This is a genomic window from Bradyrhizobium sp. USDA 4341 (genome assembly GCF_054063755.1).
In genome coordinates this window covers 2,175,575-2,199,283 of sequence record NZ_JBSSGO010000002.1, presented here as the reverse complement: position 1 = coordinate 2,199,283, position 23,709 = coordinate 2,175,575, and the positions used below count along the sequence as shown (strand labels likewise).

21 protein-coding genes and 1 pseudogene are annotated in these 23,709 nt (G+C 61.4%); 14 read left to right on the top strand and 8 right to left on the bottom strand.

The features are described 5' to 3' along the window. Positions 1-570 precede the first annotated feature (570 nt). Positions 571-1,061 (bottom strand): annotated as a pseudogene (locus ACVIGB_RS16465) (GlxA family transcriptional regulator); the annotation flags it as partial. 294 nt (positions 1,062-1,355) lie between these two features. On the opposite strand from ACVIGB_RS16465, the gene ACVIGB_RS16460 reads away from it, so the two are divergent. Next, complete coding sequence (locus tag ACVIGB_RS16460; protein WP_456721833.1) at positions 1,356-1,685, top strand: hypothetical protein; 330 nt, start codon at positions 1,356-1,358, stop codon at positions 1,683-1,685. A gap of 66 nt (positions 1,686-1,751) precedes the next feature. Here the strand turns inward: ACVIGB_RS16460 and aspT (ACVIGB_RS16455) are convergent, their stop codons facing one another. Both aspT (ACVIGB_RS16455) and aspT (ACVIGB_RS16450) read right to left on the bottom strand, forming a co-directional pair. After that, a complete protein-coding gene (gene aspT / locus ACVIGB_RS16455) occupies positions 1,752-3,446 on the bottom strand; it encodes an aspartate-alanine antiporter (RefSeq protein ID WP_456721834.1) in 1,695 nt (564 codons plus the stop codon). 15 nt (positions 3,447-3,461) lie between these two features. Then, a complete protein-coding gene (aspT, locus tag ACVIGB_RS16450; RefSeq protein ID WP_456721835.1) occupies positions 3,462-5,153 on the bottom strand; it encodes an aspartate-alanine antiporter in 1,692 nt (563 codons plus the stop codon). Positions 5,154-5,479: 326 nt separating this feature from the next. Between aspT (ACVIGB_RS16450) and aspD the strand changes: the two genes are divergently transcribed. From aspD to ACVIGB_RS16425, 5 genes are all read left to right on the top strand, one after another. Next, positions 5,480-7,111 carry an aspartate 4-decarboxylase gene (aspD, locus tag ACVIGB_RS16445; protein WP_456721836.1) on the top strand — a complete coding sequence of 544 codons (1,632 nt, stop codon included), beginning with the start codon at positions 5,480-5,482 and terminating at the stop codon, positions 7,109-7,111. 196 nt (positions 7,112-7,307) lie between these two features. Then, positions 7,308-7,496, top strand: coding sequence for a hypothetical protein (locus ACVIGB_RS16440; RefSeq protein WP_456721837.1), 189 nt, complete (start codon positions 7,308-7,310; stop codon positions 7,494-7,496). An 86-nt stretch (positions 7,497-7,582) separates the two neighbouring features. After that, positions 7,583-7,900 carry a hypothetical protein gene (locus ACVIGB_RS16435; RefSeq protein ID WP_456721838.1) on the top strand — a complete coding sequence of 106 codons (318 nt, stop codon included), beginning with the start codon at positions 7,583-7,585 and terminating at the stop codon, positions 7,898-7,900. A 328-nt stretch (positions 7,901-8,228) separates the two neighbouring features. Continuing rightward, positions 8,229-9,308 (top strand): AI-2E family transporter, encoded by a 1,080-nt coding sequence (locus ACVIGB_RS16430; RefSeq protein ID WP_456721839.1) that lies wholly within the window; start codon positions 8,229-8,231, stop codon positions 9,306-9,308. Next, positions 9,308-9,757: a potassium channel family protein gene (locus tag ACVIGB_RS16425; RefSeq protein WP_456725157.1), complete on the top strand. Its 450-nt coding sequence runs from the start codon at positions 9,308-9,310 to the stop codon at positions 9,755-9,757. The genes ACVIGB_RS16430 and ACVIGB_RS16425 overlap by 1 nt, the downstream gene beginning before the upstream one ends. Here the strand turns inward: ACVIGB_RS16425 and ACVIGB_RS16420 are convergent. Next, the gene (locus ACVIGB_RS16420) at positions 9,754-10,422 is read right to left on the bottom strand and encodes a helix-turn-helix domain-containing protein (RefSeq protein ID WP_456721840.1); all 669 of its coding nucleotides are present in this window, start codon (positions 10,420-10,422) and stop codon (positions 9,754-9,756) included. The genes ACVIGB_RS16425 and ACVIGB_RS16420 overlap by 4 nt on opposite strands. Positions 10,423-11,056: 634 nt before the next feature. Between ACVIGB_RS16420 and ACVIGB_RS16415 the strand changes: the two genes are divergently transcribed. The 3 genes from ACVIGB_RS16415 (at position 11,057) to ACVIGB_RS16405 (ending at position 13,794) form a co-directional block, all read left to right on the top strand. Continuing rightward, positions 11,057-12,514, top strand: coding sequence for an ABC transporter substrate binding protein (locus tag ACVIGB_RS16415; protein ID WP_456721841.1), 1,458 nt, complete (start codon positions 11,057-11,059; stop codon positions 12,512-12,514). Between the two features lie 84 nt (positions 12,515-12,598). Beyond that, the gene (locus ACVIGB_RS16410) at positions 12,599-13,231 is read left to right on the top strand and encodes a response regulator transcription factor (protein ID WP_456725158.1); all 633 of its coding nucleotides are present in this window, start codon (positions 12,599-12,601) and stop codon (positions 13,229-13,231) included. Positions 13,232-13,419: 188 nt separating this feature from the next. Next, on the top strand, positions 13,420-13,794 hold the full coding sequence (locus ACVIGB_RS16405; RefSeq protein WP_456721842.1) for a response regulator transcription factor: 375 nt from the start codon (positions 13,420-13,422) through the stop codon (positions 13,792-13,794). A gap of 16 nt (positions 13,795-13,810) precedes the next feature. On the opposite strand, the gene ACVIGB_RS16400 is transcribed toward ACVIGB_RS16405, so the two are convergent. Both ACVIGB_RS16400 and ACVIGB_RS16395 read right to left on the bottom strand, forming a co-directional pair. Continuing rightward, positions 13,811-14,371, bottom strand: a complete 561-nt coding sequence (locus ACVIGB_RS16400) for an invasion associated locus B family protein (protein WP_456721843.1) — start codon at positions 14,369-14,371, stop codon at positions 13,811-13,813. A 55-nt stretch (positions 14,372-14,426) separates the two neighbouring features. Then, positions 14,427-15,314, bottom strand: a complete 888-nt coding sequence (locus tag ACVIGB_RS16395) for an alpha/beta hydrolase family protein (protein ID WP_456721844.1) — start codon at positions 15,312-15,314, stop codon at positions 14,427-14,429. Between the two features lie 150 nt (positions 15,315-15,464). Between ACVIGB_RS16395 and ACVIGB_RS16390 the strand changes: the two genes are divergently transcribed. From ACVIGB_RS16390 to ACVIGB_RS16380, 3 genes are all read left to right on the top strand, one after another. Beyond that, positions 15,465-17,159: a SulP family inorganic anion transporter gene (locus ACVIGB_RS16390; RefSeq protein ID WP_456721845.1), complete on the top strand. Its 1,695-nt coding sequence runs from the start codon at positions 15,465-15,467 to the stop codon at positions 17,157-17,159. 186 nt (positions 17,160-17,345) lie between these two features. Further along, positions 17,346-20,096 (top strand): decarboxylase, encoded by a 2,751-nt coding sequence (locus ACVIGB_RS16385; RefSeq protein ID WP_456721846.1) that lies wholly within the window; start codon positions 17,346-17,348, stop codon positions 20,094-20,096. Between the two features lie 34 nt (positions 20,097-20,130). After that, complete coding sequence (locus ACVIGB_RS16380) at positions 20,131-20,565, top strand: hypothetical protein (RefSeq protein ID WP_456721847.1); 435 nt, start codon at positions 20,131-20,133, stop codon at positions 20,563-20,565. A 43-nt stretch (positions 20,566-20,608) separates the two neighbouring features. On the opposite strand, the gene ppk2 is transcribed toward ACVIGB_RS16380, so the two are convergent. Continuing rightward, the gene (ppk2, locus tag ACVIGB_RS16375; RefSeq protein ID WP_456721848.1) at positions 20,609-21,409 is read right to left on the bottom strand and encodes a polyphosphate kinase 2; all 801 of its coding nucleotides are present in this window, start codon (positions 21,407-21,409) and stop codon (positions 20,609-20,611) included. A gap of 22 nt (positions 21,410-21,431) precedes the next feature. After that, the gene (locus ACVIGB_RS16370) at positions 21,432-21,887 is read right to left on the bottom strand and encodes a hypothetical protein (RefSeq protein WP_092115708.1); all 456 of its coding nucleotides are present in this window, start codon (positions 21,885-21,887) and stop codon (positions 21,432-21,434) included. Between the two features lie 155 nt (positions 21,888-22,042). Here ACVIGB_RS16370 and ACVIGB_RS16365 point away from each other — a divergent pair, with 155 nt between their 5' ends. Both ACVIGB_RS16365 and ACVIGB_RS16360 read left to right on the top strand, forming a co-directional pair. Beyond that, entirely contained in the window at positions 22,043-22,480 is a 438-nt protein-coding gene (locus ACVIGB_RS16365) for a hypothetical protein (RefSeq protein ID WP_456721849.1), read from the top strand. After that, positions 22,473-23,705, top strand: a complete 1,233-nt coding sequence (locus ACVIGB_RS16360; RefSeq protein ID WP_092115706.1) for an HlyD family secretion protein — start codon at positions 22,473-22,475, stop codon at positions 23,703-23,705. Before ACVIGB_RS16365 ends, ACVIGB_RS16360 begins: the two co-directional genes overlap by 8 nt. The last annotated feature ends 4 nt before the right edge of the window (positions 23,706-23,709 follow it).

Genomic DNA, 23,709 nt, shown 5'->3' with positions numbered 1-23,709 from the left:
TCGCACCTTGCTAGAGTTCGACGCTCGACTTTCGTTCGCTGGGCTGCCCGTCAATCGACAGCAGCCAATGAGGTGAACGCGAGCGCTGGACGTAGATTTGTTGGACTATGATCGGTGGTTGTGATGCGAGGGTGCAATCGAAACTTTCCAGGGGCAGCTCCGGAAGTAAGCGATCAATTTGCATCGGATGTAGCTGCTGACGAAAAAGCAATCGTGGATGCGATCGCGGCCTTGCGTGGAGAGGCCGTCGAGTCTTGAAGCTATCGGATATTTGTTGGGGACGGATCCAGCCCAAATATCGCGACATCTGAGAGGCGTCAGCAGCACGACCCTGACAAACTACATCAGGATAGCCCGGGCTCTGGGATATCGATCCAAGATCGTGCTGGAACGGGCCAAAACCGATGCCTTGGCCGACTTAAAGATCGGGTCGCACAAGGTGCACAGGACGGCTTCAAGGCGCAGTGCAATTTGATTGGCTTCCGGACATACACGGGATCTTCGCGGCCACGCGTACTGGTCGTAAGGGAGCTTGCTCGTAGCGCGGGCCAGTGGCGGTGGGCGTGAGGACTAGATGGTCGCCAGCGGATGTGCTGCGTTGCGAAGGGCTTGGGGCGTGGCACCGAAGGTACGAAGGAAACTGCGCCGCATTCGCTCGCGATCGCCGAATCCCGTTTCGCGAGAAATTTCCTCGATCGGCAGCCGGCCTTGCTCGAGCATGAACTTAGCGGCCTCCAGGCGCAGGTTTTCAATTGCCTTTGCGGGCGAAAGGCCGGTCTCTGCCCGGAACACTCGACTAAATTGTCGAGGGCTTAGTCGGCAGCGTCGGCCAACAGCTCAACCGTCAGCGGTTCGCGAAGGTTCTGCTTTGCGAAGGCCAGTGCAATTTGAACGCGATCGGATTTGGCATCGAGCTGCAGCATTGCGGAATGCTGCGATTGGCCGCCAGCGCGGCGATGATGGACGACAAGCACTCTCGCCGTACGTTGCGCGACTTGCTGGCCCAAGTCGCGTTCGATGAGACCGAGCGCGAGGTCAATCCCGGCCGTCATTGAGGCGGTCTTACTTTTTAGGTCGATGATTGAAGCTTTGGAGAGCGGAGCCATTGGCTGATGCTGGCGCCGGCCTCAGCTTGGCGTGGCAGCTTCATCAGCGTCTCTCTCGATACCTGGGACGAGTGCTGCGGCCTGATCTCGCAGTTCTCTTGCTCGCTCTGTGGGCCTCGCTTCAAGCAGATCGGTGTGGATGAACCCGGCGTCGAATAACGCCGTAGGCAGATAGTGGCGGAGACAGAAGAACCCAAAGAGTGCCACATCGTTAGCCTCCATGGCGGGGGTGCTAAAGGATGCTATACATTGGGAGTCCTGAAGGGCATCGGGGGGATGGTCGGTCCCCTGCACCAGCGGTTCGATCTGATCTACTGCACCAGCACGGGCATCATCGCGGCTTCAATTGCGCTCGGGCATCCGGTCGATGAGATTCTAGAACTCTATAAGTCGCATGTCGTGGAGGTCATGAAGTATTTGATGCCGGGCAAAAGACGGCAGCGCTCGAAGCTCTGGCCGCGGATGTGTTCAAACACCAAGACTTCACGACGGCAAAGACCAGCGTCGGCATCGTGTCAACTCGATGGGCTTCGAGACGCCGAGCGAAGTCTCTGGCGGCTTGCCGAGCGCGTATCCTGACTAGGCCGACACGAGGCGGGGATTTCGTAATATAATGACGAGCGTGGAGGGCTGGGCTCTAATGGCTCATCCCGCGAAAACGATCACCATGACCGATCCCCAGGTCGTCAGCAGAATGTTCGAGATCGGATAGGCCGGCGTATAGCCGAGCACCACCACGGAGCTGCCCGAGCGCTCCTGGATGGCAGCCATCGCCGCCGTAACCGTCTGTGCTCCGGTCAATGCGCCGAGCAGGAGGATGGGATTCATGCGCAGCACGAAATGGCCGAAGCAGAAGCCGACAATTTGCGGCAACAGGGTTACGATCATGCCGCCGAGAAGCAGGCCGATACCCGATTCCCGTATGGCGGAAAGGAAGATCGGCCCGGCATGAATCCCGGTCAGGCCGACAAAGGCTGCCAGCCCGAGCGACGTCATCAGGCTGATCGCGCCGTCGGGGATACGGCCGAAATAGGGCAGACGGGTGCGGAGATAGCCGACCAGAAGTCCGGCGAGCAGGGTACCGACGCTGGTGCTCAGCGAGATCGTGATGCCACCAACAGAAAAGCTCACGAGAACACCAACGAGGCCGCCAAGGAAAATCGCGAGTCCCAGGACCACGAAATCAATCGTGGTGCTCGGCGCGACAATGACGCCGATGCTCTTGGCCGCATTCTCCACCACCGTTTCGGGACCGACGATGCGAAGCAGATCGCCGCGCTGCAGGATCACCCCGGCGGCGATGGGGAGTGCTTCACCACCCCGGCTCAACGAGCGCAAATAGAGGCCGCGTGTCCAGTCCTGTTCCGACGCCTGCTGGAGACTGCTGCCCGCGAGTTTCGGGCTGATCAGGAACACGTCGGCCGAGACCAGGGGGATATCCAGCAGCTCGCGGTCCTCCACCTCCTCGCCGCGCGGATCGACCAGTTCCACGATGATCTGGCGCGGTGCGGACAGCGCGACGACGTCGCCTGCCGCGAGCATCGTTCCAGGCTCCGCCTCGAGGATGCGCTCTCCGCGGCGAATGCGGTGGATGAAAACGCGCTGCCCGGGCACCCGAGCTTCGGCGGCGGCCACCGTCAGTCCGGCGATTGCCGCGTGTTGATCCAGCCGGTAGGCGCGCAGCTCGAACTTGCGCCAGGCGGACGCCAGGCCGGGCTTGGCGCGCGTGATGCCCAGGACCTGTTCGAGCTTGAGCGCTTCCGTCTTCAGATCGATCTTCAGCAGCGCTGGAACGACGATCGTGCAGAATGTGATGACGCCGGCATAGCCGAAAATGTAGCAGACCGCATCGGCCACCGCGATGTGCGAGACGAACAACGCGCGCTGTGCTTCGGATACGGGTAGCCCATTGATTGCGTCGGTCGCCGTTCCCATTGCAGCGCTCTGGCTCAGGGCTCCCGACATGAGCCCGGCCGCGAAGCCGGGGTCAAGTCGCAGCACGCGTGCCACGATGATCGCCGCCGCAAGACCGGTGAGGCTGACGACAACGGCCATCAGCACCGGCTTCAGCCCGTCACGCTTCATCGCCAACACGAATTGCGGACCGACCGAATAACCTACCCCGAACAGGAACAGCAAGAACAGGAACGATTTGGTCATGCTGGACACGGGAACGTGCGCGAAATCGCCGACCGCGAGGCCGGCGAAGAGCGCGCCCGTCACCGGGCCAAGGCTGAAAGCGCCGATCCTGAAACTGCCGATCCAGTAGCCCGCCGCGATCACCAGGAACAGCGCGAGTTCCGGATAACGGACGAGAAACTGCTGCAGCCAGGTCAACATCGTCGCTCGCCGCGGCTATGTCATCATCATCACCAGCACCATGCCCCAGATCGTCAGCAGCGTGTTTCCGACCGCGTAGGTGACGGTATAGCCAAGGCCGGGAATCTGGCTCTTCGCGCGATCATTGATCATGCCCAGCGAGGCGGTGGTCGTACGCGCGCCAGAGCAGCATCCGAGCAGGATCGCGTCGTGGAAACGGAACAGGTATTTGCCGACGAACATCGCCAGGATCAGCGGCACGGTGGTCACGACCACGCCCCACAGGAACAGGCTGAAGCCGAGCTTTTGCAATCCGGCGACAAATCCCGGTCCCGACGAGATGCCGACTACGGCAATGAAGACGTTCAGACCGACCGAGTTCATGAACCACACCGTGGGTGACGGGATGCGGCCGAAGGTCGGATGCACGGATCGGAGCCAGCCGAAAAACAGACCGGAGATCAGCGCGCCGCCGGAGGTGGACAAAGTGAGCGGCACGCTTCCGATCTTGTAGACGAAGGCGCCAACAAGCGCGCCGATCGCAATGGCTGCGCCGATGAACGCGACGTCGGCAACATCGGTCGCACGATCCGGCCGGCCGAGCATTGTCGTGGCGGCGGCGACGTCGGGCGTGCGGCCGACCAGGGTGACGATGTCGCCCCGGTTTATCTTCGTGTTCGGCAGGATCGGAATCTCGGTCGCGATCGCGCCCCGGGTGATCTTGCGCAGGAATATGCCGCGAGCGCCCGGTGCTTTCGCCAGTTCCTCCAGCGTCTTGCCATCGACGTCCTTGCTGGTCACGTAGACATCGACGCCTTCGATCGGCACCGCCAGCAGCTCACGATCGTCAACTTCTTCCGCCTGCTCGCCGATCAACTGCACGAGCACGTCGCGGCGGCCAGCCACGGCGACGACATCGCCGGCATGAATCACCGTGTCGGAGGTTGCCTCCACGATCTGCCCGGCTTGCCGAAGCCGGAGGATGAAGACGCGTTGATCGGGAATCAGCGACTCAGCCTGCTCGACCGTCTTGCCGACGACAGGCCCACGCTCGCGAACGCGGTAGGCGCGTAAGTCGAACTGGTGCCAGGCCGTCCCAGGGCCGCCCAGCTGCTTCTTGCCGCCATGCTCTTCCTCGTACTTCTTGCATGCCGTCTCGAGATCGATGCCGAGCAGTGCAGGGCCTAGCAGGGCCAAGACGATCGCCGACCCGACCGTGCCGAAAATATAGGTCACGGCATAGGCGACCGGCATGGCATCGAGCAGCTTCTTGGCTTCGTCCGCGGGCAGACCGGCGCGATTGATGGCGTCGGTCGCAAGTCCCATCGACGCGGAGATCGTCTGTGAGCCGGCATAGAGCCCGACCGCCGATCCGACGTCGTAGCCGGCGATCTTCGCACCGAGATATGCAGAGAGAAGACAGAACACACAGACCACGGCCGCGAAAATGGCTTGCGGAACACCGTCCTGCGCAATGCCGCGCACGAATTGCGGTCCGACGCCATAACCGATTGCGAACAGGAACATCAGAAAGAAGAACGGCTTCAGCGGACCCGAAATGGTGATTCCGATCTGGCCGATGATGACTGCGGCGACCAGCGTCGCGGTGACCGCGCCGAGACCGAGGCCCTTGTACGTGAAGGATCCGAAATAATAGCCCAGGGCCAAAGAGAGGAAGATCGCGATTTCGGGATAAGTGCGGAGCGTCTGGAAGAACCAATCGATCATGATGTCACCCGTTCATGTTGCCCCGGGGCCGAAGAAGGGCGAAGCGACTGTGTCGATCGACATCAAGGGGCCGCTGGCGAGGAGAATGTTGATCTATGTCAATCGCAACCACGGGAGCCCCGCGGTTTCATCGTCTTGTCTACGGCGCGGTTCGCACATTCCATCGTGACGCGGCCGTCCGTCGCTGCGGCTGCTTCGCCTGCACAGGACCGTTGACATAGATCAAGCTTCGTCACCGGCATGTCGACCATGCTGAATGCGACGACGCAGGCGAACAGCCTGTCCGCCTCCATTCCAACAGCTTGTATCGTCCCCGGGAGTGTCAAATGGCCGATCTTCTGACCTTAAAGAAATTCGAGGCATTGAGCCCCTTCGAGATCAAGGATGAGCTGATCAACCTCGCGAAGAGCGCTTCGAAGCGGAGTCAGATGGCCTTTCTGAACGCCGGGCGGGGCAACCCCAACTGGGTGGCCACGACGCCGCGCGAGGGCTTCTTCCTGCTCGGACAATTCGCCATCACCGAGAGCAAGCGGGTGATGGAGCACCCGGCGGGCATCGGCGGCATGCCGCAGGCAAAAGGCATCGCCGGGCGGTTCGAAGCCTGGCTCACGCAGCACAAGGACATGCCGGGCGCGAGCTTCCTGACCGAGATGCTGCCCTTTGCGGTCAAGAAATTCGGTTTCGAGCCCGACGCCTTCGTCCACGAACTCGTCGATTCGATCATCGGCGACAATTACCCGGTGCCGGACCGCATGTTGGTGCATAACGAAAAGATCGTGCACGAATATCTGATGTGGGCGGTCTGCGGCGAGCCCCGGCCGGCAGGCAAATTCGACATCTATGCGGTCGAGGGCGGCACAGCGGCGATGTGCTACCTCTTCAAGTCACTGAAGGCCAATCGGCTGCTGGTGCCCGGTGATACGATTGCGCTGGCGACGCCGATTTTCACGCCCTACATCGAGATGACGCACCTGGAGGACTACGATCTGAAGGTAGTTCAGATCAGGGCTCCGCAGGAAAACAAGTTCCAGTTCACCGACGAGGAAATCAAGAAGCTGGAGGATCCGAAGGTCAAGGCCTTCTTCGTCGTCAATCCGTCCAATCCTCCGGGGATGGCGTTGAGCAAGGAGACGATCGCCAAGCTGGCCAATTTGGTCAAGACCAAGCGCCCCGACCTCATGCTGCTGACCGACGACGTCTATGGCACCTTCGTGCACGGCTTCCGCTCGCTGCTCGGCGAACTCCCGCACAACACCATCGGCGTGTACTCCTATTCGAAGTATTTCGGCTGCACGGGATGGCGGCTCGGCGCCATCGCCATCCACGAAGACAACATCTTCGACAAGATGATTGCCAAGCTTCCGGACGCCGCCGTGAAGGCGCTCGACAAGCGCTACGGGCCGCTGACGCTGGAGCCGCGCAAGCTCAAGCTGATCGATCGCATTGTGGCCGACAGCCGCGACGTGGCGCTCAATCACACCGCTGGACTATCGTTGCCGCAGCAGGTGATGATGAGCCTGTTCTCGCTGGCGGAGATGTTGGACGAGAAGAAGGCCTATCAGGCCGCCTGCATGGAAATCGTCAACAAGCGCTTGTGGTCGCTGCTCGACGGGCTCGGGCTTGCCGACAAGCTCAAGCCGAATCCGAGCTACGATGCCTACTACGCCCTGATCGATTTCGAGTTCTGGGCGCGAAAGAACATCGGGGATGATGCCGTTGAACACCTGAAGAAGAATGTCCACCCGCTGGATCTCGCATTCAGGCTGGCCGAAGCCCACGGGATCGTGCTGCTGAACGGCGGCGGATTCGATGCACCCGAATGGTCGCTTCGCGTATCGCTCGCGAACCTCCCTGACGACGTCTACGACGACATCGGACGAGGTGTCCGGGCGATCGCAAGGGGCTATCGCGATGCCTACGAAGCGGCGACGGGGAACAAGGGAGGTGCAAGGCGCTGACGAACCGAGCTCTCCGCATGGTTGTTGATCTCTGGCGCGAGGGCTATCGTCAATAACGCTGCCACGTCATTCGCCATTCAGAGCGTCGCGGTCAACCGGACCGTTATAGTCCAATTGGGTAAGCCAGCTTGTCGCAAGCATTTCCGATTGTCTGGCACAAGCTGCACTGGTCACTCGGTTTTCTCCGTGATCTACCATGGCGATCATGGGAAACGGCAGCGACATATTTCGGCGAGCGTTTCGAGCAAGAAAGTCGGCCGGCGCTCGCAATTGGCTGCGTCGCCGGCTCGAAGCGATCGACGGAGATTTTGCCTTCAGGTTGATGGTTATGACGGCCGGGATGCTGTCGACTGTCGCGTTTGCCTTTGGATTGCTGTCGCTCTGAGCGAGCCTCTTCATCTGAACCTGAGCGAACCGATGTCAGCGATGAGTTCGGCACCTGCGACCGGAGACACCAGTCCGGGGCAATGAATGCGCTTCAAAATAGCTGCAAATTCGACCGGACGGCGAGATCATCTGGCCGCAAGGCCAGGAATCGGGCTCTCGGCCACGATTGCCTTGTTCTGCTGTGCACAACAAACGATCGCGCTGCCGCTAACGCCCTTCCGTTATGAGGCACAGGCCCAGCGGCATTGTCCCGGCGATACCGTGGTCTGGCTCGATTTTCGCCGTCGACGCTATTATCTCGAGGGGCAGAGCCGCTATGCTAGGGGTTTCAACGGCAGTTTCGTGTGCAGGAGCGAAGCTCGCGATAGCGGCTATCGGCGTTCGTTGCTCGGCCGGCGGTGACACCACTGAAGGCCGGCCTGGCGCCGAACAACCGACCTACCATCCATAATGATAGCGCGGCTCCTCGGCGGGGCAGGCGATCCATCCTGCACCTTGGGACAATTGCCGACGACGGCAGTCCGTCGCTTAAGTCGGGGCGCGATCGCGTTCGTGATCCCGGCCGTGATCGCAACTCGACCTACGGCGGCCCCGATTCTTACCCCCGAACCGGGGCCGTTTGCTTTCCGAAGGGGCGGACATGTGACGCTTGATCTGGATCAAGCCAAGCGTGGCACGGCGATGGCACCGCTTCCTGCGTGCCTACTGACGCTCAATCGAAAGCACGTTCTTGAAAACGCTTCGCCAGCTCGTGGCCGGAGACGAATTCGTCCAGCTCGCAATTCGCCTCGGATTGCTGGCGCTGCTGATCTACTGGTCGTTCGTCCTGGTCCGTCCGTTCGTGCCGATTCTGGCCTGGAGCGTCGTGCTTGCGGTCGCGCTCTATCCGGTCTTCAACTGGCTCACAGGGATGTTCGGGGGCCACGCAGGCATCGCGGCCCTGGTCCTGACCCTGATCGCATTGGGGATCGTCATCGGACCGGCGACCTGGCTCGGGATCGGGGCGGTGGAGGGGGTGAGGGAGCTCGCCGGACAATTGAGCGCCGGTAACGTTGTCGTGCCATCGCCGATGCCGGAGATCAAGGATTGGCCGCTGATCGGCGGCCCGCTCTATGACCTCTGGGATCGGGCGTCGACCAATCTGCGCGCCGTGCTGCGCGAGGTCGTGCCGCATCTGAAGCCGCTGGCCGGGATACTGTTTGCGTTCGCCGGCAATGCCGGCGTCGGGATGCTGAAGTTTCTGCTGGCGGTCGTGCTCGCGGGGTTCCTGTTTCCTCACGGTCGGCAGCTTGCCGCGGCATGCAGGAGCTTCCTGTCTCGTATCGTGCCGGAGCAGAGCGAGCACTTCCTCGACCTTGCTGGCGCAACAATCCGGGCCGTCTCCCAGGGCGTCATCGGCGTTGCCGTCCTGCAATCACTGCTGGCCGGCGTCGGCTTCAAGATGGCCGGGATTCCGAGCGCGGGCCTGCTGGCGTTTGTGGTCATGCTGTTGGCGATCGTGCAGATCGGCGCTGCGATCGTGCTGTTTCCCGTCGTCATCTGGCTCTGGTCGACCAAAGACTTCACGACGGCGCTTGCCCTGACGTTGTTCTTCCTGGTCGTCGGTGTCCTCGACAATGTGCTGAAGCCGCTGGTCATGGGGCGCGGCCTGACCACGCCGGCGCTCGTCATCTTCGTCGGCGTGATCGGAGGCACGCTTGCGCACGGCATCGTGGGCCTGTTCATCGGTCCAATCATTCTCGCGGTCGCCTGGGAGTTGATCACGGCTTGGATCCGGGACGACCGCACCCGGCTGGTGGGACAGCGATGATATTGCTTCAGCTCCTCGTGGGATTGGCGGTCAGCGCGATCAATATCGCACTCCATTCGTTGTTCACCGTCGTGGTGATCGGATTGCTGCGTAATGTCGCCCTGAGCGCCGCCGGCCGGTTTGAGCTGCAGCTCAGCGGTGTGATGGTGGCGACCGCGCTGATTTTGATGGTGGCGCACACGTTGGAGATCGTCGTGTGGTCATTGGCCTATCTTGCGATCGGTGCCGCGCCCGCCGGTAGCAATCTGCTTTATTTCGCCTTTGTGAACTACACCACGCTCGGCTATGGCGACGTCGTTCCGGTCAAGCAGTGGCTGCTGGTCGGCCCGATGGCCGCCATGAACGGCATTCTGATGTTCGGCTGGTCGACTGCGGTCCTGTTCGAGGTGCTGCAAAAGACCATTGAGCGTCAGACGGCGGCCGCGGAATCCTCGTCGACGTCGGGTTAGTTGTCCAAATTGGCCAACTGTTCGCGGTCAACCAGCATGATCTCGCGCTGATTGGAGCCGAGGAAGTTGAGTGCTCCGTGAGCGTGCAGCTTGGATAGCGCACGCGATACGGTCTCGAGGGTCAGCCCGAGATAGTCGGCGATATCGCGCCGGCACATCGGCAGGGCGACGACGTCGGCGCCGGTCAGCCGGCGGTCCATTTCGAGCAGAAACGCGGCGACCCGCTCCAACGCGGTCTTGCGGCCGAGCAGCAGCATATGGTCCTCGGCATGCTGCAGGTTGCTGGTGGTCATGATCAGCAGGTTGCGAGCCAGGACGGAATCAGAATGGGCACCCCGTTCGAGGCTCATCCGCTTGATCAGGCGCACGTTGGTGTCGACGACAGCTTCGGCTGTGAAGCGATGGGTTTCGGCATTCTCAAGGCCGAAAATGTCCCCGACGAGGTGAAAAGCACCGATCTGACGTCGTCCGTCGGAGAGAAGCTTGTAGCTGCGAACGGCCCCTGAAACGACTTGGTAGACGTACTCCGCAGGCTCTTTCTCGCCGTAGATCTCGGTGCCCCTCCTGTAATGAAATTCACTGGTGATGAAGTTGGCGTGTTGGGCGGTCAGCCCACCGAGGATGCTCGGTACATTGGCCGGTCTGATATTGACGCGAGCGAACATGGACCAACTCTCTTCACTATGACTTTGCGGCGTCCGTAGCGGCTCGAAAATGCTTGTCCGCGTGCAATGACTACGACACGGCCCGACCAGCCTCTATTGGTCTTGAGGTCATTGTCCCAAAGGACAGGGTGCACGAAATGCGGCAATTTGTTCGTAATTGGTACGCAAGTCCTGGATTACTTTTCAGCATTTACGACGATAACCGTGCTAGACTTCTTGAACCCGTTGGTCTCCGGCTCCGAGCGCTATGGGCAAGGCAATTCGGCTCTCTGGACTGATCATCCTGCTGGCGAACTTGCTGTCGCCGGCTGGTCTCTGGGCGCAAGAGATGCGTTCACATTCCATGCTGGTGCTGGACCAGTCCGATCGACGTGGCCCCTTCTACTATCAGGTCTTCGTTGGATTGAGGGATGCCGTGAGCGCGCACGGTCACGCCCCGACGACTATCTACACGGAAAGCCTCGATCTCAATCGCTTCGGTGGCGAGGGCTATCAGGAGGGTTTCCGGCGGTTTCTCGAGGCCAAATATCGCGATCGACCGATCGGTGTCGTCGTCACCGTTGGAGCGGCTGCGCTCGAGCTCGCGCTCCGCTGGCGCCCGCAGCTTTGGCCCAATACGCCGATCGTCTTCGCCTTGGTCGAAGAGGCCGACTTCAAGCGATTGCAGCCGCCTGCCTATGTCACGGGCGGCATCGTGACTTCGAAGCTCAAGGATGCCGTCACTGCCGCTCGGGCCGTCGTGCCAGACCTCAAGACCGTGGTGCTCGTTGGCGCGGAATGGGACCGGCAGGTTCTGTTTCGCAATTGGAAAGACCAGGCAGCAGCCGGCATTCCGGGCATCGACATTATCGAGATTATCGGACGTCCGATGCCTGACGTCATCGAGCGGGTCACCGCGCTTCCCGAGCACAGCGCGATCATCTACACGGGCCTCTATAGTGACGGTAAGGGCAACTACTATCCGCCCTCGGATGCCCTCGCATTTGTCGCGGCGAAGGCAAATCGTCCCATCGTCGTCGCGGCGGAGACTTTCCTTGAGCCTGGTGGCATAGGCGGATTCACCATCGTCCCGTCCCTGATCGGTGCCGAGGCAGCGCAACGGGCGCTGCGGATCCTGGATGGAGAAGCGCCGGAACACCTGTCGCCGTCGGTCATCAATGCCGTGAAGCCTATCTTCAATTGGCAGCAGATGGAGCGCTGGAATGTCAGCGAAGCCAGTCTGCCGCAAGGCAGCGAAATCCGCTTCCGGGAGCCGACCTTTCTGGAAAAATATCGCTGGCGGGCGGTTGCGCTCGCTGCGGCGTTGCTGGTCCAGACCTTGCTGATTGCGTTCCTGCTGCACGAACGGTACATGCGCCGAAAGGCCGAGGTCGAGGCGCGCAATCGCTTGTCCCAGCTGGCTCACAGCAATCGGCAGGCGACCGCTGGAGAGCTGTCGTCCTCGATCGCCCATGAGCTCAACCAGCCGCTTGGGTCGATCCTGACCAATGCGGAGACGGCGGAGTTGATCCTCGGTTCGCCGACACCCGACCTTCAGGAGGTGCGGGAAATCATTTCCGACATTAAGCGTGATGATCTACGCGCGAGCGAGGTGATCCGCAGGCTGCGCAGCTTGCTGAAGCGTGCACCATTTGAAAGGAAGGAGATCGACCTCAACCAGACCATGCGGGAAGCATTCGATTTCCTCAAGCTGCAGGCCTCGGCTCGCAACGTCGCGGTCTACCTGCAGACGTCGCCGCAGATCCTGCGGGTGAAAGGTGACCCGGTCCAGTTGCAGCAGGTCATTCTCAACCTCGTGGTCAATAGCATGGACGCGATGGCCAAAATGCCCTACGGACGCACGATCATCGGTCGTACTGAAGTCAACGGAGGGGCCGCGGCCGTGATTTCGATCTGCGATTCCGGTCCGGGAATTCCTCAGGACAGGCTGAACGAGATTTTCGATCCATTCTTCACCACGAAGGAGCAGGGAATGGGCATCGGCCTGTCAATCGCGCGGACGATCGTTCTGGCGCATAGTGGTCAGATCTGGGCTGAGAACCAGTCTGGGGGCGGAGCGGTCTTCCACCTTTCACTACCGCTTGCGGCATAGCGCGTTTGGGCTCTTACTTTGGCAGGAGGCAGTGCTAATTTAACGATCGCAGTATTTGCTGTCGGTCGCGTAGGAGAGAGGGTAATGCACGCTTACGTGCATATCGTCGATGACGACGCCTCGTTTCGTAGAGCACTCGAGCGCAGGCTCAAGCTCGCGGGCTACCGTGTGGCGACTTATGCATCGGCCCGGCAACTGCTCGATCAGTTGCCCGACGACGAAGAGGCTGGTTGTATCGTGCTGGACGTACGCATTCCCGGAATGAGTGGTCCGGAGCTGCAGAGCCGTCTAAGCGAACTGGAGTCGACGCTTCCGATCGTATTCCTTACCGGACATGCCGACACGGCGACGACCGTCCAGGCGATCAAGGCGGGAGCCGAGGATTTCCTGACCAAGCCGATCGCGTCAGAGCAACTGATCGAGGCAATCAATCGCGCCATCGCGCGGCACGAGTTGGCCCGCAGCCAGCGAACCAGACTCGACTCGCTCCGCGCGCTGCTGGCAAGGTTGACCCCCCGCGAGCGGCAGGTGTTCGATCTGATTGTACGAGGTCGGATCAACAAGCAGATCGGCTATGAGCTCGGCACGACGGAACGAACGGTCAAGGCGCATCGTCACCAGGTCATGGATAAGATGCAGGTGCAGTCACTTGCCGAGCTCGTCTCGATCGCGGAGCGGCTCGGGACGCGCGAGCTTGGTAGCAAAGTTAAGGGATAATCCGCCGCGCCAGCTCGCGCCTCCTGTCCCATGGTACAATATGAAAGCTCTGTGACGAGGCATATCTCCAATATTGACCGCGACGATGTCGCGCGCCCGGCGAGATTTCAATGTGTCCTTCGTCCAGGCACGGACGTTGGGCAGGAAGTCGAGATTCTGCTCCAACGATAGCGCAGAGGCTACAGGATTTGCCGACCGCGAAGCTAGTTTTCGTCGTGGATGATGACCCCTCCATGCTCCGTGGAATCGGACGGCTGCTGCGGGAATATGGATTCGCATCCAGATTGTTCGAGACGGGAAATGCCTTGCTGATGGATGGCAGCTTCGATTGCGCGTTGTGTTTGATCCTGGACATCAATCTCAGCGATGGTTCAGGGATCGAGTTGCGGCACCGCTTGGCGGATCAGGGCATCGAAATCCCCGTCATCTACATCACCGGAAATGACAACCCGGCGACACGCATGGCCGCAATGGCATCGGGATGCGTGGCCTATCTCACCAAACCGTTCACGGCAAAATCGCTGATTCAGCCGATCGAACAATTGTTGGCTGGCGCGGTCTAGCGATCGCGGGTCTCAATCATTCGTCAATGGCTTGTTCGAGCGTCAGTGCGGGTGCTCCCTTGCGGACCGTCGCAAAGCGGTCGAGCGGCACCGATGTCGTCACCGTGAGAATGCTGGTATCGACGGCGTCGATCGAGAGCGCCTTTCCGTTATCCATTTCCTCGAGCAGCTTTGGATCGGCAACATCGGCCGCAATGCACATGTTGGTCACGCACCAGGTATAGGGCAGGCGATGGACCTGCTGCTGGTCGACCGACAGCTTGACTCCCGCCTGCAGGTACATCCCGACCGGCAGGAATAGCTGGAGACGGGTGGTCCCGTCTTCACGCTCGACCAGATCGATGCGAACGGCCGTCTGGCCGGTCCCCAAGGTACCGGTGATCGTGGTCCGGCATAATGTCTTGGCGCCGGCCGCATTGAAACAAAGCTTGCGCCAATCGCCATATTTGACGTCTCGCGCCACGTGCGATCCCCGAGAGGCCACCTCGCCACCGTCCTTCACCGCGGGCGGCGGCGCGGAGGTCTGTTGACTGTGGGCAGCACTGATGCTGGCCGCTAACAGCACGAACGTCGCCAAGGCACTATACAAGGCATCATATCGGACCATGGATACTCCTCCAGCGAGATTGCGCCTAACGCATCTTGTCCAGAAATCGTTCGACCAATGGCGACCAGGTGGGAATGGCATCGGGAGAGCCGATCAGGAAATGCCCTTCGTCACCGAACGGCGGCAATAGATGGTACTCAGCCCGGCCGCCCGCGCGCGTGAAGGCCTCGTACATTCGCTTCGACAGGGCCGGGCCGAAAAATGTGTCGTTTTCGATGTAGAGCCACAGCATGGGTACCCGCGACGTGTGGCCGAACACGCCGGTCGCTTCGACCAGTTTGTCGGGGCCACAATTGTTGTTGGGCTTGCCATCGACGCGGCCGCCGCGGCCCGCCGCGAAGGTGATGATGGCCTTGACCTGCGGTGGGTTGAGGCTCGACAACGCGATCGCAGCCCAGCCGCCGGCCGACTGCCCGACGACGATGACGCCTTCCGGCAGGGTGCGTTTTTCGGCGGCCATGTAATCAATGATCCAGAGATCGACCTGCGCAACCGCGAGACCCGGGTCGAGGAAATTGGGATTGGCGCATTTCCCGATCTTGGAGAAGAACGGGCCATAAAGTCCGCGTTCGGGAATATCGATGGCTGCCGCGCCATAGCCGGTACCGACAGGCGCCACCACGAGATAGCCACGCCGTGCAAACCACATTGCGGCATCGCGAAATTCGACCAGCGGGAAGAAGCTGCGGTCCCTGGCGTTCAGCGACACACCGTGGTTCATGATGACCAGCGGGAAAGGGCCATCGCCGAGCGGTCGAACCAGATAGGCGAACATCGGGAGCGGTAGCGGCAATGCCCAGATCTCTTCCTGGATGCCTTGGGATGCTCTCTTGTCGTCGGCGCGTGCCGGGGTCGTCAGACCAAGCAGGAGAAGTGTTACGGTCGCGAGGGCTCGTAAGCCGTGCTGACGCATGTCATGCCCTCCGACGGTTCACCCGCAAATGTGCAGGTCACGACAATCGTAGTGTTGATCCGCGAGCGCGACGCTTGATCTGAATCAACGTGGATGGGTCCGGCTCGGCGCAACCAGATGCGTCCAACGCGGCTTGATATGGCGGAGTTGATGTCAATCCAGAGCGAGGCAGGTCGGATCCGACGGTTTCCGCCGGCGAGCTGGCTTGCCGACTATCGCGCATCCTGGCTTGGTGCGGACGCCATCGCCGGGGTCACGCTGGCGGCCTACGCGATCCCGGTATCGTTGGCCTATGCGGGCCTCGCCGGGCTGCCGCCGCAGGTCGGCGTCTACGGCTACCTGCTTGGCGGCGTTGGGTACGCGTTGTTGGGCTCATCCCGGCAACTCGCGGTTGGACCGACCTCGGCAATCTCGCTGATGATCGCCGGCGCCGTCGGCATACTCGCCGGCGGCGATGCCACGCGTTACGGACAGATCGTCAGCCTCGTTGCCTTCAGCGTCGCAGTGCTCTGCCTGATTGCCTGGTTGTTCAAGCTCAGCCTGCTGGTGCGGTTGATCAGCGACAGCATTCTGGTGGGCTTCAAGGCCGGGGCAGGGCTCACCATCATCATGAGCCAGCTGCCGAGCCTGTTCGGCGTGGCAGGCGGCGGCCACAATTTTTTCGACCGCGCGATCAAGCTTGCCGGCCAGTTGGGCGATACCCGCCCGCTGGTGCTCGGCCTTGGTGTGGCTGCGACCGTGCTGCTCCTGCTCGGCGAACGCTGGTTGCCCGGAAGGCCTGTTGGGCTCGCCGTGGTCGCGCTCTCGATCGTCACGGTCTCCGTCCTTGGGCTTGCAGAAATGGGACTGCCGGTGACCGGAACGATCCCGACGGGGTTGCCGACCCTTGCGCTGCCGACGTTCGGCTTGCTCGAATTTGACGATCTGTTTCCCATCGCCGCCGGATGCCTTGTGCTGGCTTACGTGGAAGGCGTGTCCGCCGCGCGAAGCTTCGCGGCAAAGCACGGTTATGCACTGGATGTCCGGCAGGAGTTTCTGGGGCTCGGCGCGGCCAATCTCGCTGCAGCTTTGGGACATGGCTATCCGGTCGCCGGCGGGCTGTCGCAGTCGGCCGTGAATGACGCAGCCGGCGCGCGAACGCCGCTGGCTCTCGTATTCTGTTCAGCAACCCTTGCCCTCTGCCTGCTGTTTTTCACGGGTCTCTTGACCAATCTGCCGAAGACTGTGCTTGCCGCGATCGTCTTTTCGGCGATCTACAAATTGGTCGATGTTCCGGCGCTTGCCCGAATGTGGCGGATCAGCCGGATCGATTTCTATGCGGCGGTCATCGCGCTCGTATCCGTGCTGTTCCTCGGTATCCTGCAGGGCGTATTGCTGGCGGCCGTCGCCTCGATCTTCCTGCTGCTGTTGCGTGCGTCCCAGCCCAATGTCGCATTTCTTGGCCGCCTCCCTGGCAGCGGCCGCTATTCCGACCGGGCGCGCCATGACGACGTGGAACCGTTGACCGGGATCATCGCGTTCCGTCCGGAAACCTCGCTGCTTTATGTCAATGCCGAGACGATCTTCGAAACGGTGCTGGCCGCACTGCAGACGTCCCCCAACGTCAAGCTGGTGGCCTGCGACCTGTCGGCCTCACCGTTCATCGACCTGGCGGGGTCGCGCATGCTGCACGATCTCCACCAGGAGCTCGTATCGCGCGGCATCGCGTTCTGCATCGTCGGCGCGCACGCGCAGTTGCGCGATCTGCTTCAGGCGGATGGTCTTGCCGACAAGACCGACAGCGGAGACTGGGTGCGTACGCTTGACAGCGTATTGAGCAACCGCAAGCCGCAGGCCAGCGACTAGCCTGCGCTGCCCCGCGGATCGCTCCCTAACATTCGAGCCTTGTTGCATCGCAAGACATGTGATCACCCGGTGGCGACTAGGTTTGTCTCAACCGCTGTGGATTGACTTGGATCAAAGGGAGCGGTGTGCGCGGTTCGTACGCTTGGACGGGAACACCGCCAAGGTCGACAAGATCGGGAGACATTCATGGCCAACGACGCGAAGCCGGCACCGCAGCGCATCGACCAATTCTTCTCCGGACCCGGCGGCCGCGCCGACAATTGGCGCGATTTGGTCGAGGCGGCCAAGGCGTGGAGCCGGGGCGGTGACCGTGCGCCGTACGACAAGGCGCTTTCGGCGCTTGCGGTCACAGAGGAGTTTCACGGCTATCCGGGCCTTCGCTTGATGGCGGCGCTGAAGGAAGCCGCGGCGGCGGGCGATGCCGCCACCTCGCATATGCTTTCGACCCGGATCGCGCAGGCACTTCAGACAAAATCCTTCCGCCAGCATGCCGGTGACTGGAGCACGCAGGACGAGGGCAATGGCGACGTTCCCGATCTGCTCCCCCCAACTCTTGGACAGTCGGCGGCGCGCCGTCCTTACTTCGAGACCCTGATCGTGACCGGGGTGCCAGCCAGCAACTGGCCGGGACTCCTGGCGGAATGGCGCAGGCTGCGGCGTCCGGTCGACGCCTTCATCTATGAGCCCGTGGTGGTGGGCAGTCTCGAGGACGCCTTCTGTGCGGCAATGCTAAATCCCAACATTGCGGCGGTGGTGATAAATGAAGGCTTTGGGTTGCGCTCGCGCCACGATGCGCCTGTGCTCCGTGCCATGACTGGCGCCATGGGGCTCAACGAAGAGTCCGATGCTTCCGCGCTACGGCTGGCCCATATCCTGAAGCGGATCCGTCCCGAGCTTGATCTCTACCTCATGTCCAATCGCGACGTCGAGGAGTTGGCCGGCAATCCTGAGGCCGACGTGGCGCGCCGGGTGTTCTACTCGGTCGAGGATATCCTCGAACTGCATCTTTCAATTCTCGAAGGCGTGCAGGATCGCTTCGACACGCCGTTCTTCGACAATCTGAAGAAATACGCGCAACGGCCTATCGGGACCTTCCACGCGCTGCCGATCGCGCGGGGCAAGTCCGTGTTCAAATCGGACTGGATCCGCGACATGGGCGAATTCTACGGGCTGAACCTGTTTCTTGCCGAGAGCAGCGCCACCACCGGCGGCCTCGACAGCATGCTGGAGCCGACCGGCAACATCAAGAAGGCGCAGGAGAAGGCCGCGCGCGCGCTCGGCGCCGACCGTGTCTACTTCGTGACCAACGGCACCTCGACCTCCAACAAGATGGCGGTGCAGGCGCTGCTGGGTCCCGGCGACATCGCTATCGTCGATCGCAACTGCCACAAGTCGCACCACTACGGCATGGTGCTGGCGGGCGCGCAGCCGCTCTACGTCGAGGCATTCCCAATGACGGAATACTCGATGTACGGCGCGGTGCCTCTGAAGACGATCAAGCAGGCGCTTCTGAACGCGAAAGCCGATGGCCGACTAGACCGGGTCAAGATGATCGACCTGACCAATTGTACCTTTGATGGTCACATCTACAACACCCGGCGGGTGATGGAGGAATGCCTCGCGATCAAGCCTGACCTGATCTTCCTCTGGGACGAGGCCTGGTTCGGCTTCGCGCGGTTCTCGCCATTCCTGAGGCGGCGAACTGCGATGGGCGCGGCGAACGAGATCGAGGCCTGGATGCGCGATCCCAAATCTGTTACGGCCTACGAGAAGCAGCAGGCCGAACTCGGCAAGAGCCCCTCGGACGAGCTGCTGCTAAAGACCAGGCTCATCCCCGATCCGCGTCAGATCCGGTTGCGGGTCTACCAGACCAACTCGACGCACAAGTCGATGTCGGCGATCCGGCAGGGCTCGATGCTGGCCGTCAAGGACATCGAATTTCACACGGTCGAAGCGCAGTTCAAGGAGGCCGTATTCACGCACGCTTCGACCAGTCCGAACCAGCAGCTGATTGCGAGCCTCGACGTCTCGCGCCGCCAGATGGAGCTCGAGGGTTATGGACTGGTGGCCAATGCAATGGAGATCGCGTTCGCCATCCGCAATGCGGTCAACTCTAATCCGCTGATTTCCCGGTATTTCCACGTTCTGGGTGCGGATGCGATGGTCCCCAAGGAATATCGCCAGAGCGGGTTCACCGACTATCTGGCGGCCGGCAACAACTGGGCGAGCGCCCTGAAGAGCCTGAACGACGACGAGTTCTGCCTCGATCCGACCCGCATGACGCTGGTCTGCGGCACGGCCGGGTACGACGGAACGCAGTTCAAGGGCCTGCTCGCCAGCCGCTATAACATCCAGGTCAACAAGACCTCGCGCAACTCGGTCCTGATCCAGTCCAACATCAACAATACGCGGAGCGATGTCGCGCATCTTGTCCGGGTGTTGGCCGAAATCTCCGGTGAAATCGATCGGGGCCTGGCCAAAGGCGGAGCGAACGTCAGGGTCGATTTCGACATGCGGGTCAACAGCCTGATGAAGGACGTGCCCGAGCTGCCGAACTTCTCGCATTTCCACGAGACATATCGCGGCGATGCCGGCACCAGGACGAACGAGGGCGACATCCGAAGCGGCTTCTATTCAGCATATGATGCCGCCGGATGCGAATACATTCGCCTGAACGATCCCGAGATCGACAGGCGCCTGAAGAACGGGCCCGCTCTCGTCTCCGCGAGCTTCGTGATCCCCTATCCGCCGGGCTTCCCGATCATGGTCCCTGGCCAGGTCATCACGCAGGAGACCATCGATTTCATGCGCAAGCTCGATGTGAAGGAAATCCATGGCTACGACGCGGCCGAGGGCCTGAAGCTCGTGACGACCGACGCTCTTGCCAGGATGGGCAAGCCGAAGGCGTCAGCGCCGAAGCTCAAGGCTGCATCATAGATCCGTTAGCGCAACCGATCCCTGGAGGGAAATCATGAGGAAATTGGATTTGCTTGGAGCTCTCGCCGCGCTGGCAATCGGATCGGCTGGCTTCGGCACGCCGTCATTGGCCGAAACCGGCGCGGTCGCCGTCATCTTCACCAAGGGCGGTTTCATCGTTGGTGTCGGAGGCGGCGAGGGCGTATTGACCCTGCGAGGCAAGCATTATCCCTTCACCGTGTCGGGCATGAGCGTCGGCTTCACGATCGGCGCCTCGACCTCCAAGCTTGTCGGGCGCGCCATCAACCTGAGGGGGCCCGGCTCGATCGAAGGCTCGTACAGCGCCGCAGGCGCCGGTGGTGCGATCGCCGCGGGCGCGGGAGGGGTGCAACTGCAGAACGCCAATGGCGTGATCCTGCAGCTCAGCGGCCCGAAGGTCGGCGCCGAAGTCTCGGCCGCTGTGGGCGGAGTCACGATCCGCCTGAAATAGGTGGCAAGGACCCGGGCCGCGCATCCCGCGTGGCCTGGATTTTTCAGTACCGTTCCTCGACGAACTTCATCCCCCGCAGACCGGCCTGATCGTTGAAGCGCCCTTTGCCGGAGCGCCTAGGCAGTTTCACTTTGTCACGCTTGACCCGTCCGTAGGGGATCGTCTTCAGGAGGTGCGCAATGCAGTTCAGACGTGCTCGCCGCTTGTCGTCGGAGCGGATGATGAACCAGGGCGCATGCTTCGAGCTCGTCGCCTTGAACATCAGGTCACGTGCCCGGGAATAGTCGTACCAGCGCCGGTAGGATTCCGTGTCCATCGGGCTCAGTTTCCACTGCCTCAGCGGATCGTCGATCCGGGCCCTGAAGCGCCGCTCCTGCTCATCCATCCCGACCTCGAGCCAAAGCTTGATCAGGATGATGCCGCCCTCGATGATGTATTGTTCCATTTGCGGACAAAGCGAGAGGAACCGCTTGTGCTCGGCCGCCGTGCAGAATCCCATCACATACTCGACGCCGGCGCGATTGTACCAGCTGCGATCGAAGATCACGATTTCGCCGGCGGCCGGAAACTGTTGCATGTAGCGCTGGATGAAGAGCTGGGACTTCTCACGATCGGATGGCGCGGGCAGCGCAACCACGCGGAACACGCGCGGGCTGACCTTCTCGGTCAGGGCCTTGATGGTTCCGCCCTTGCCGGCCGCATCGCGCCCCTCGAACAGGATGATGACCCTGAGCTTGTTCGCCTTCACCCATTCCTGGAGATGGCAGAGCTGGATCTGCAGCTTATGCAGCTCTTCCTCATAATCTTTGCGCTTCATCTTCCCAGCGGACTTGTCATTCGCCATCGATGCCCGTCCATCGTTTGAACTAGTCGCCCCAGGCAATGACAATGCCGATGTCACCAGGCATGCCACCGGGATAATCCACGATCTGGTAGCGGATGCGATAGCCGCGCGGCTGCAGGTAGTCAGCCCAGAGCTGGTATATTTCCTTGGGTATACCTGTCAGCGTCTTTTCCCAGCCCACCTCCATCTGATTGATGGCCCGTCCCTTGTCGGTGCAAAGCGTGTTCGGGAAGCGATAGACCTGCACTTCGGTCAAGCCGTTGCGCACCGCGCGCTGAATTACCGTCGACGCCAGCTTGACTTTCTCGTCCTCGCTGAGCCCAGAGGGCTTGCTCAGGCGTTCGATCAAGGCGCGCTTCTCTGCCTCTGCAGCAGCCGCACGCTTGGCGTGCTCCTCAGCTTTCTCCGCTTCCTGGAGCGCCGCCTGCTTCTGGATCTCATGCGCCTTTGGGATCAGGTCATCGATTTTGTCTCGCATGGCTGGGGACTCCTAAGTCGAGCTTCGACCGTGCCCTCAAACGGTATGAGCGGGCCGACCGGCTTCCTTGATCCAGATCAAGCAAGCCGCAAGGCGGAAAGGCACGGTGCGGGGCACGGCTGCGAAGCGCCAGGCGCCCGGAAAGGGAATGAAATTTGAGCGAACAGATGCATCCGGCAGCCCCCCATCATCTGCCCTTTTTCATTCCAGGCGCCGACGGGTCGGACACCCTGATGGTGGTGATGGGCTTTTTCCTTGTAGCTACTGTCTTGTGGGTTGGCACCCTTTACTGGAAGCTGCACAGCCTGCCGGAGCGCATGGCCCACAAGTCCCAGAAGCTCCAGTTTGAGATCGTCGCCGTCCTCGGCCTGATATCGCTTTTCACCCACATGCATATCTTCTGGGTCGCCGGCCTGCTGCTGGCCCTCATCGACCTGCCGGATTTCGGCACTCCGATGCGCAGCATTGCCGATTCCGTCGAGCGCATTGCCGACGCCACGCCGAGCGCGCCGGCTGCCGAAGCCGAATCGGTGCCCGACGGCGGTCCCGACGTCCCGACGCCCGCGAAGCAAGGGGTACACGACCATGCTTGAGCTCATGATTTGCTCGCTGGTGACGATCTTGCCGGATTACCTCTACCGCCGCTATCGGCAAGGCAAGCGGTTCGGCAAGGAGATCACGTTCTTCTCGGTCTGGTACGAATTAAGGTGGGGCATCACCGGCTGCCTGATGCTCACGATCTCACTGATCACGATGATCTTCTACTTTCACCCCTCGACAACGTCCGCGGCGATCTACTTCAGGACCGTGCCGATCCTGCCCGAAGGCTCCGGCCGCGTCGCTGAGGTCAATGTCGGCTTCACCGAATCGGTGAAGAAGGGTGACGTCCTGTTCCGGCTCGATAGTTCGAAGCAAGAGGCTGCGCTGGAGACTGCCAAGCGAAAGGTCTCCGAGGTGGATGCGTCGCTGATCTCGGCACAGGCCGATGTCGTCAAGGCGGACGCTCAGACAGGGGAGGCGAGAGCCTCCTTGCAGCAGGCCAAGGACGAACTGGAAGTGAAGAGCGAATTGCAGCGCCGCAATCCCGGCATCGTGCCACAACGCGACATCGAGAAGCTGCAGGTTCTGGTTGATCAGCGGCAGTCCGGCGTCGATGCCGCTAACGCCGTCAAGGAATCGGCGACGTTGCGCGTCTCCACGCTCCTGCCGGCCGAGAAGGCGAGCGCCGAGGCCGCGCTCGCACAGGCGCAAGTGGATCTCGACAAGACCTTCGTCCGTGCCGGCGTCGATGGCCGTGTCGAGCAATTCCTCGTTCGCCCCGGGGACCTTGTCGCCCAGATCATGCGGCCGGCCGGAGTCCTGATACCAGACGAAGCGGGCCGGAATAGATTGCAGGCGGGATTCGGGCAGATCGAGGCCCAGGTGATGAAGCCGGGCATGGTTGCGGAAGCCACGTGCATCTCGAAACCCTGGGTGATCATTCCGCTGGTCGTCACCAGCGTGCAGGATTTCATCGCCGCCGGCCAGTTCCGGGCCAGCGAGCTGTTGATCGACCCGCAGAATCTGCAAAAACCAGGTTCGATTCTCGTGTTCCTTGAGCCGCTTTACAAGGGCGGTCTTGAAGGTGTGACACCGGGCAGCAGTTGCATCGTCAATGCCTACACGAGCAACCATGACGTGATTGCCGATCCGAAAACCGGCGCATTGAAGGGATTTTTCCTACACGCGGTCGACGCGACCGGGCTCGTTCATGCATTGCTGCTTCGGATCCAGGCCCTGCTGCTGCCGATCCAGACGCTGGTGTTCAGCGGTCACTGACGGG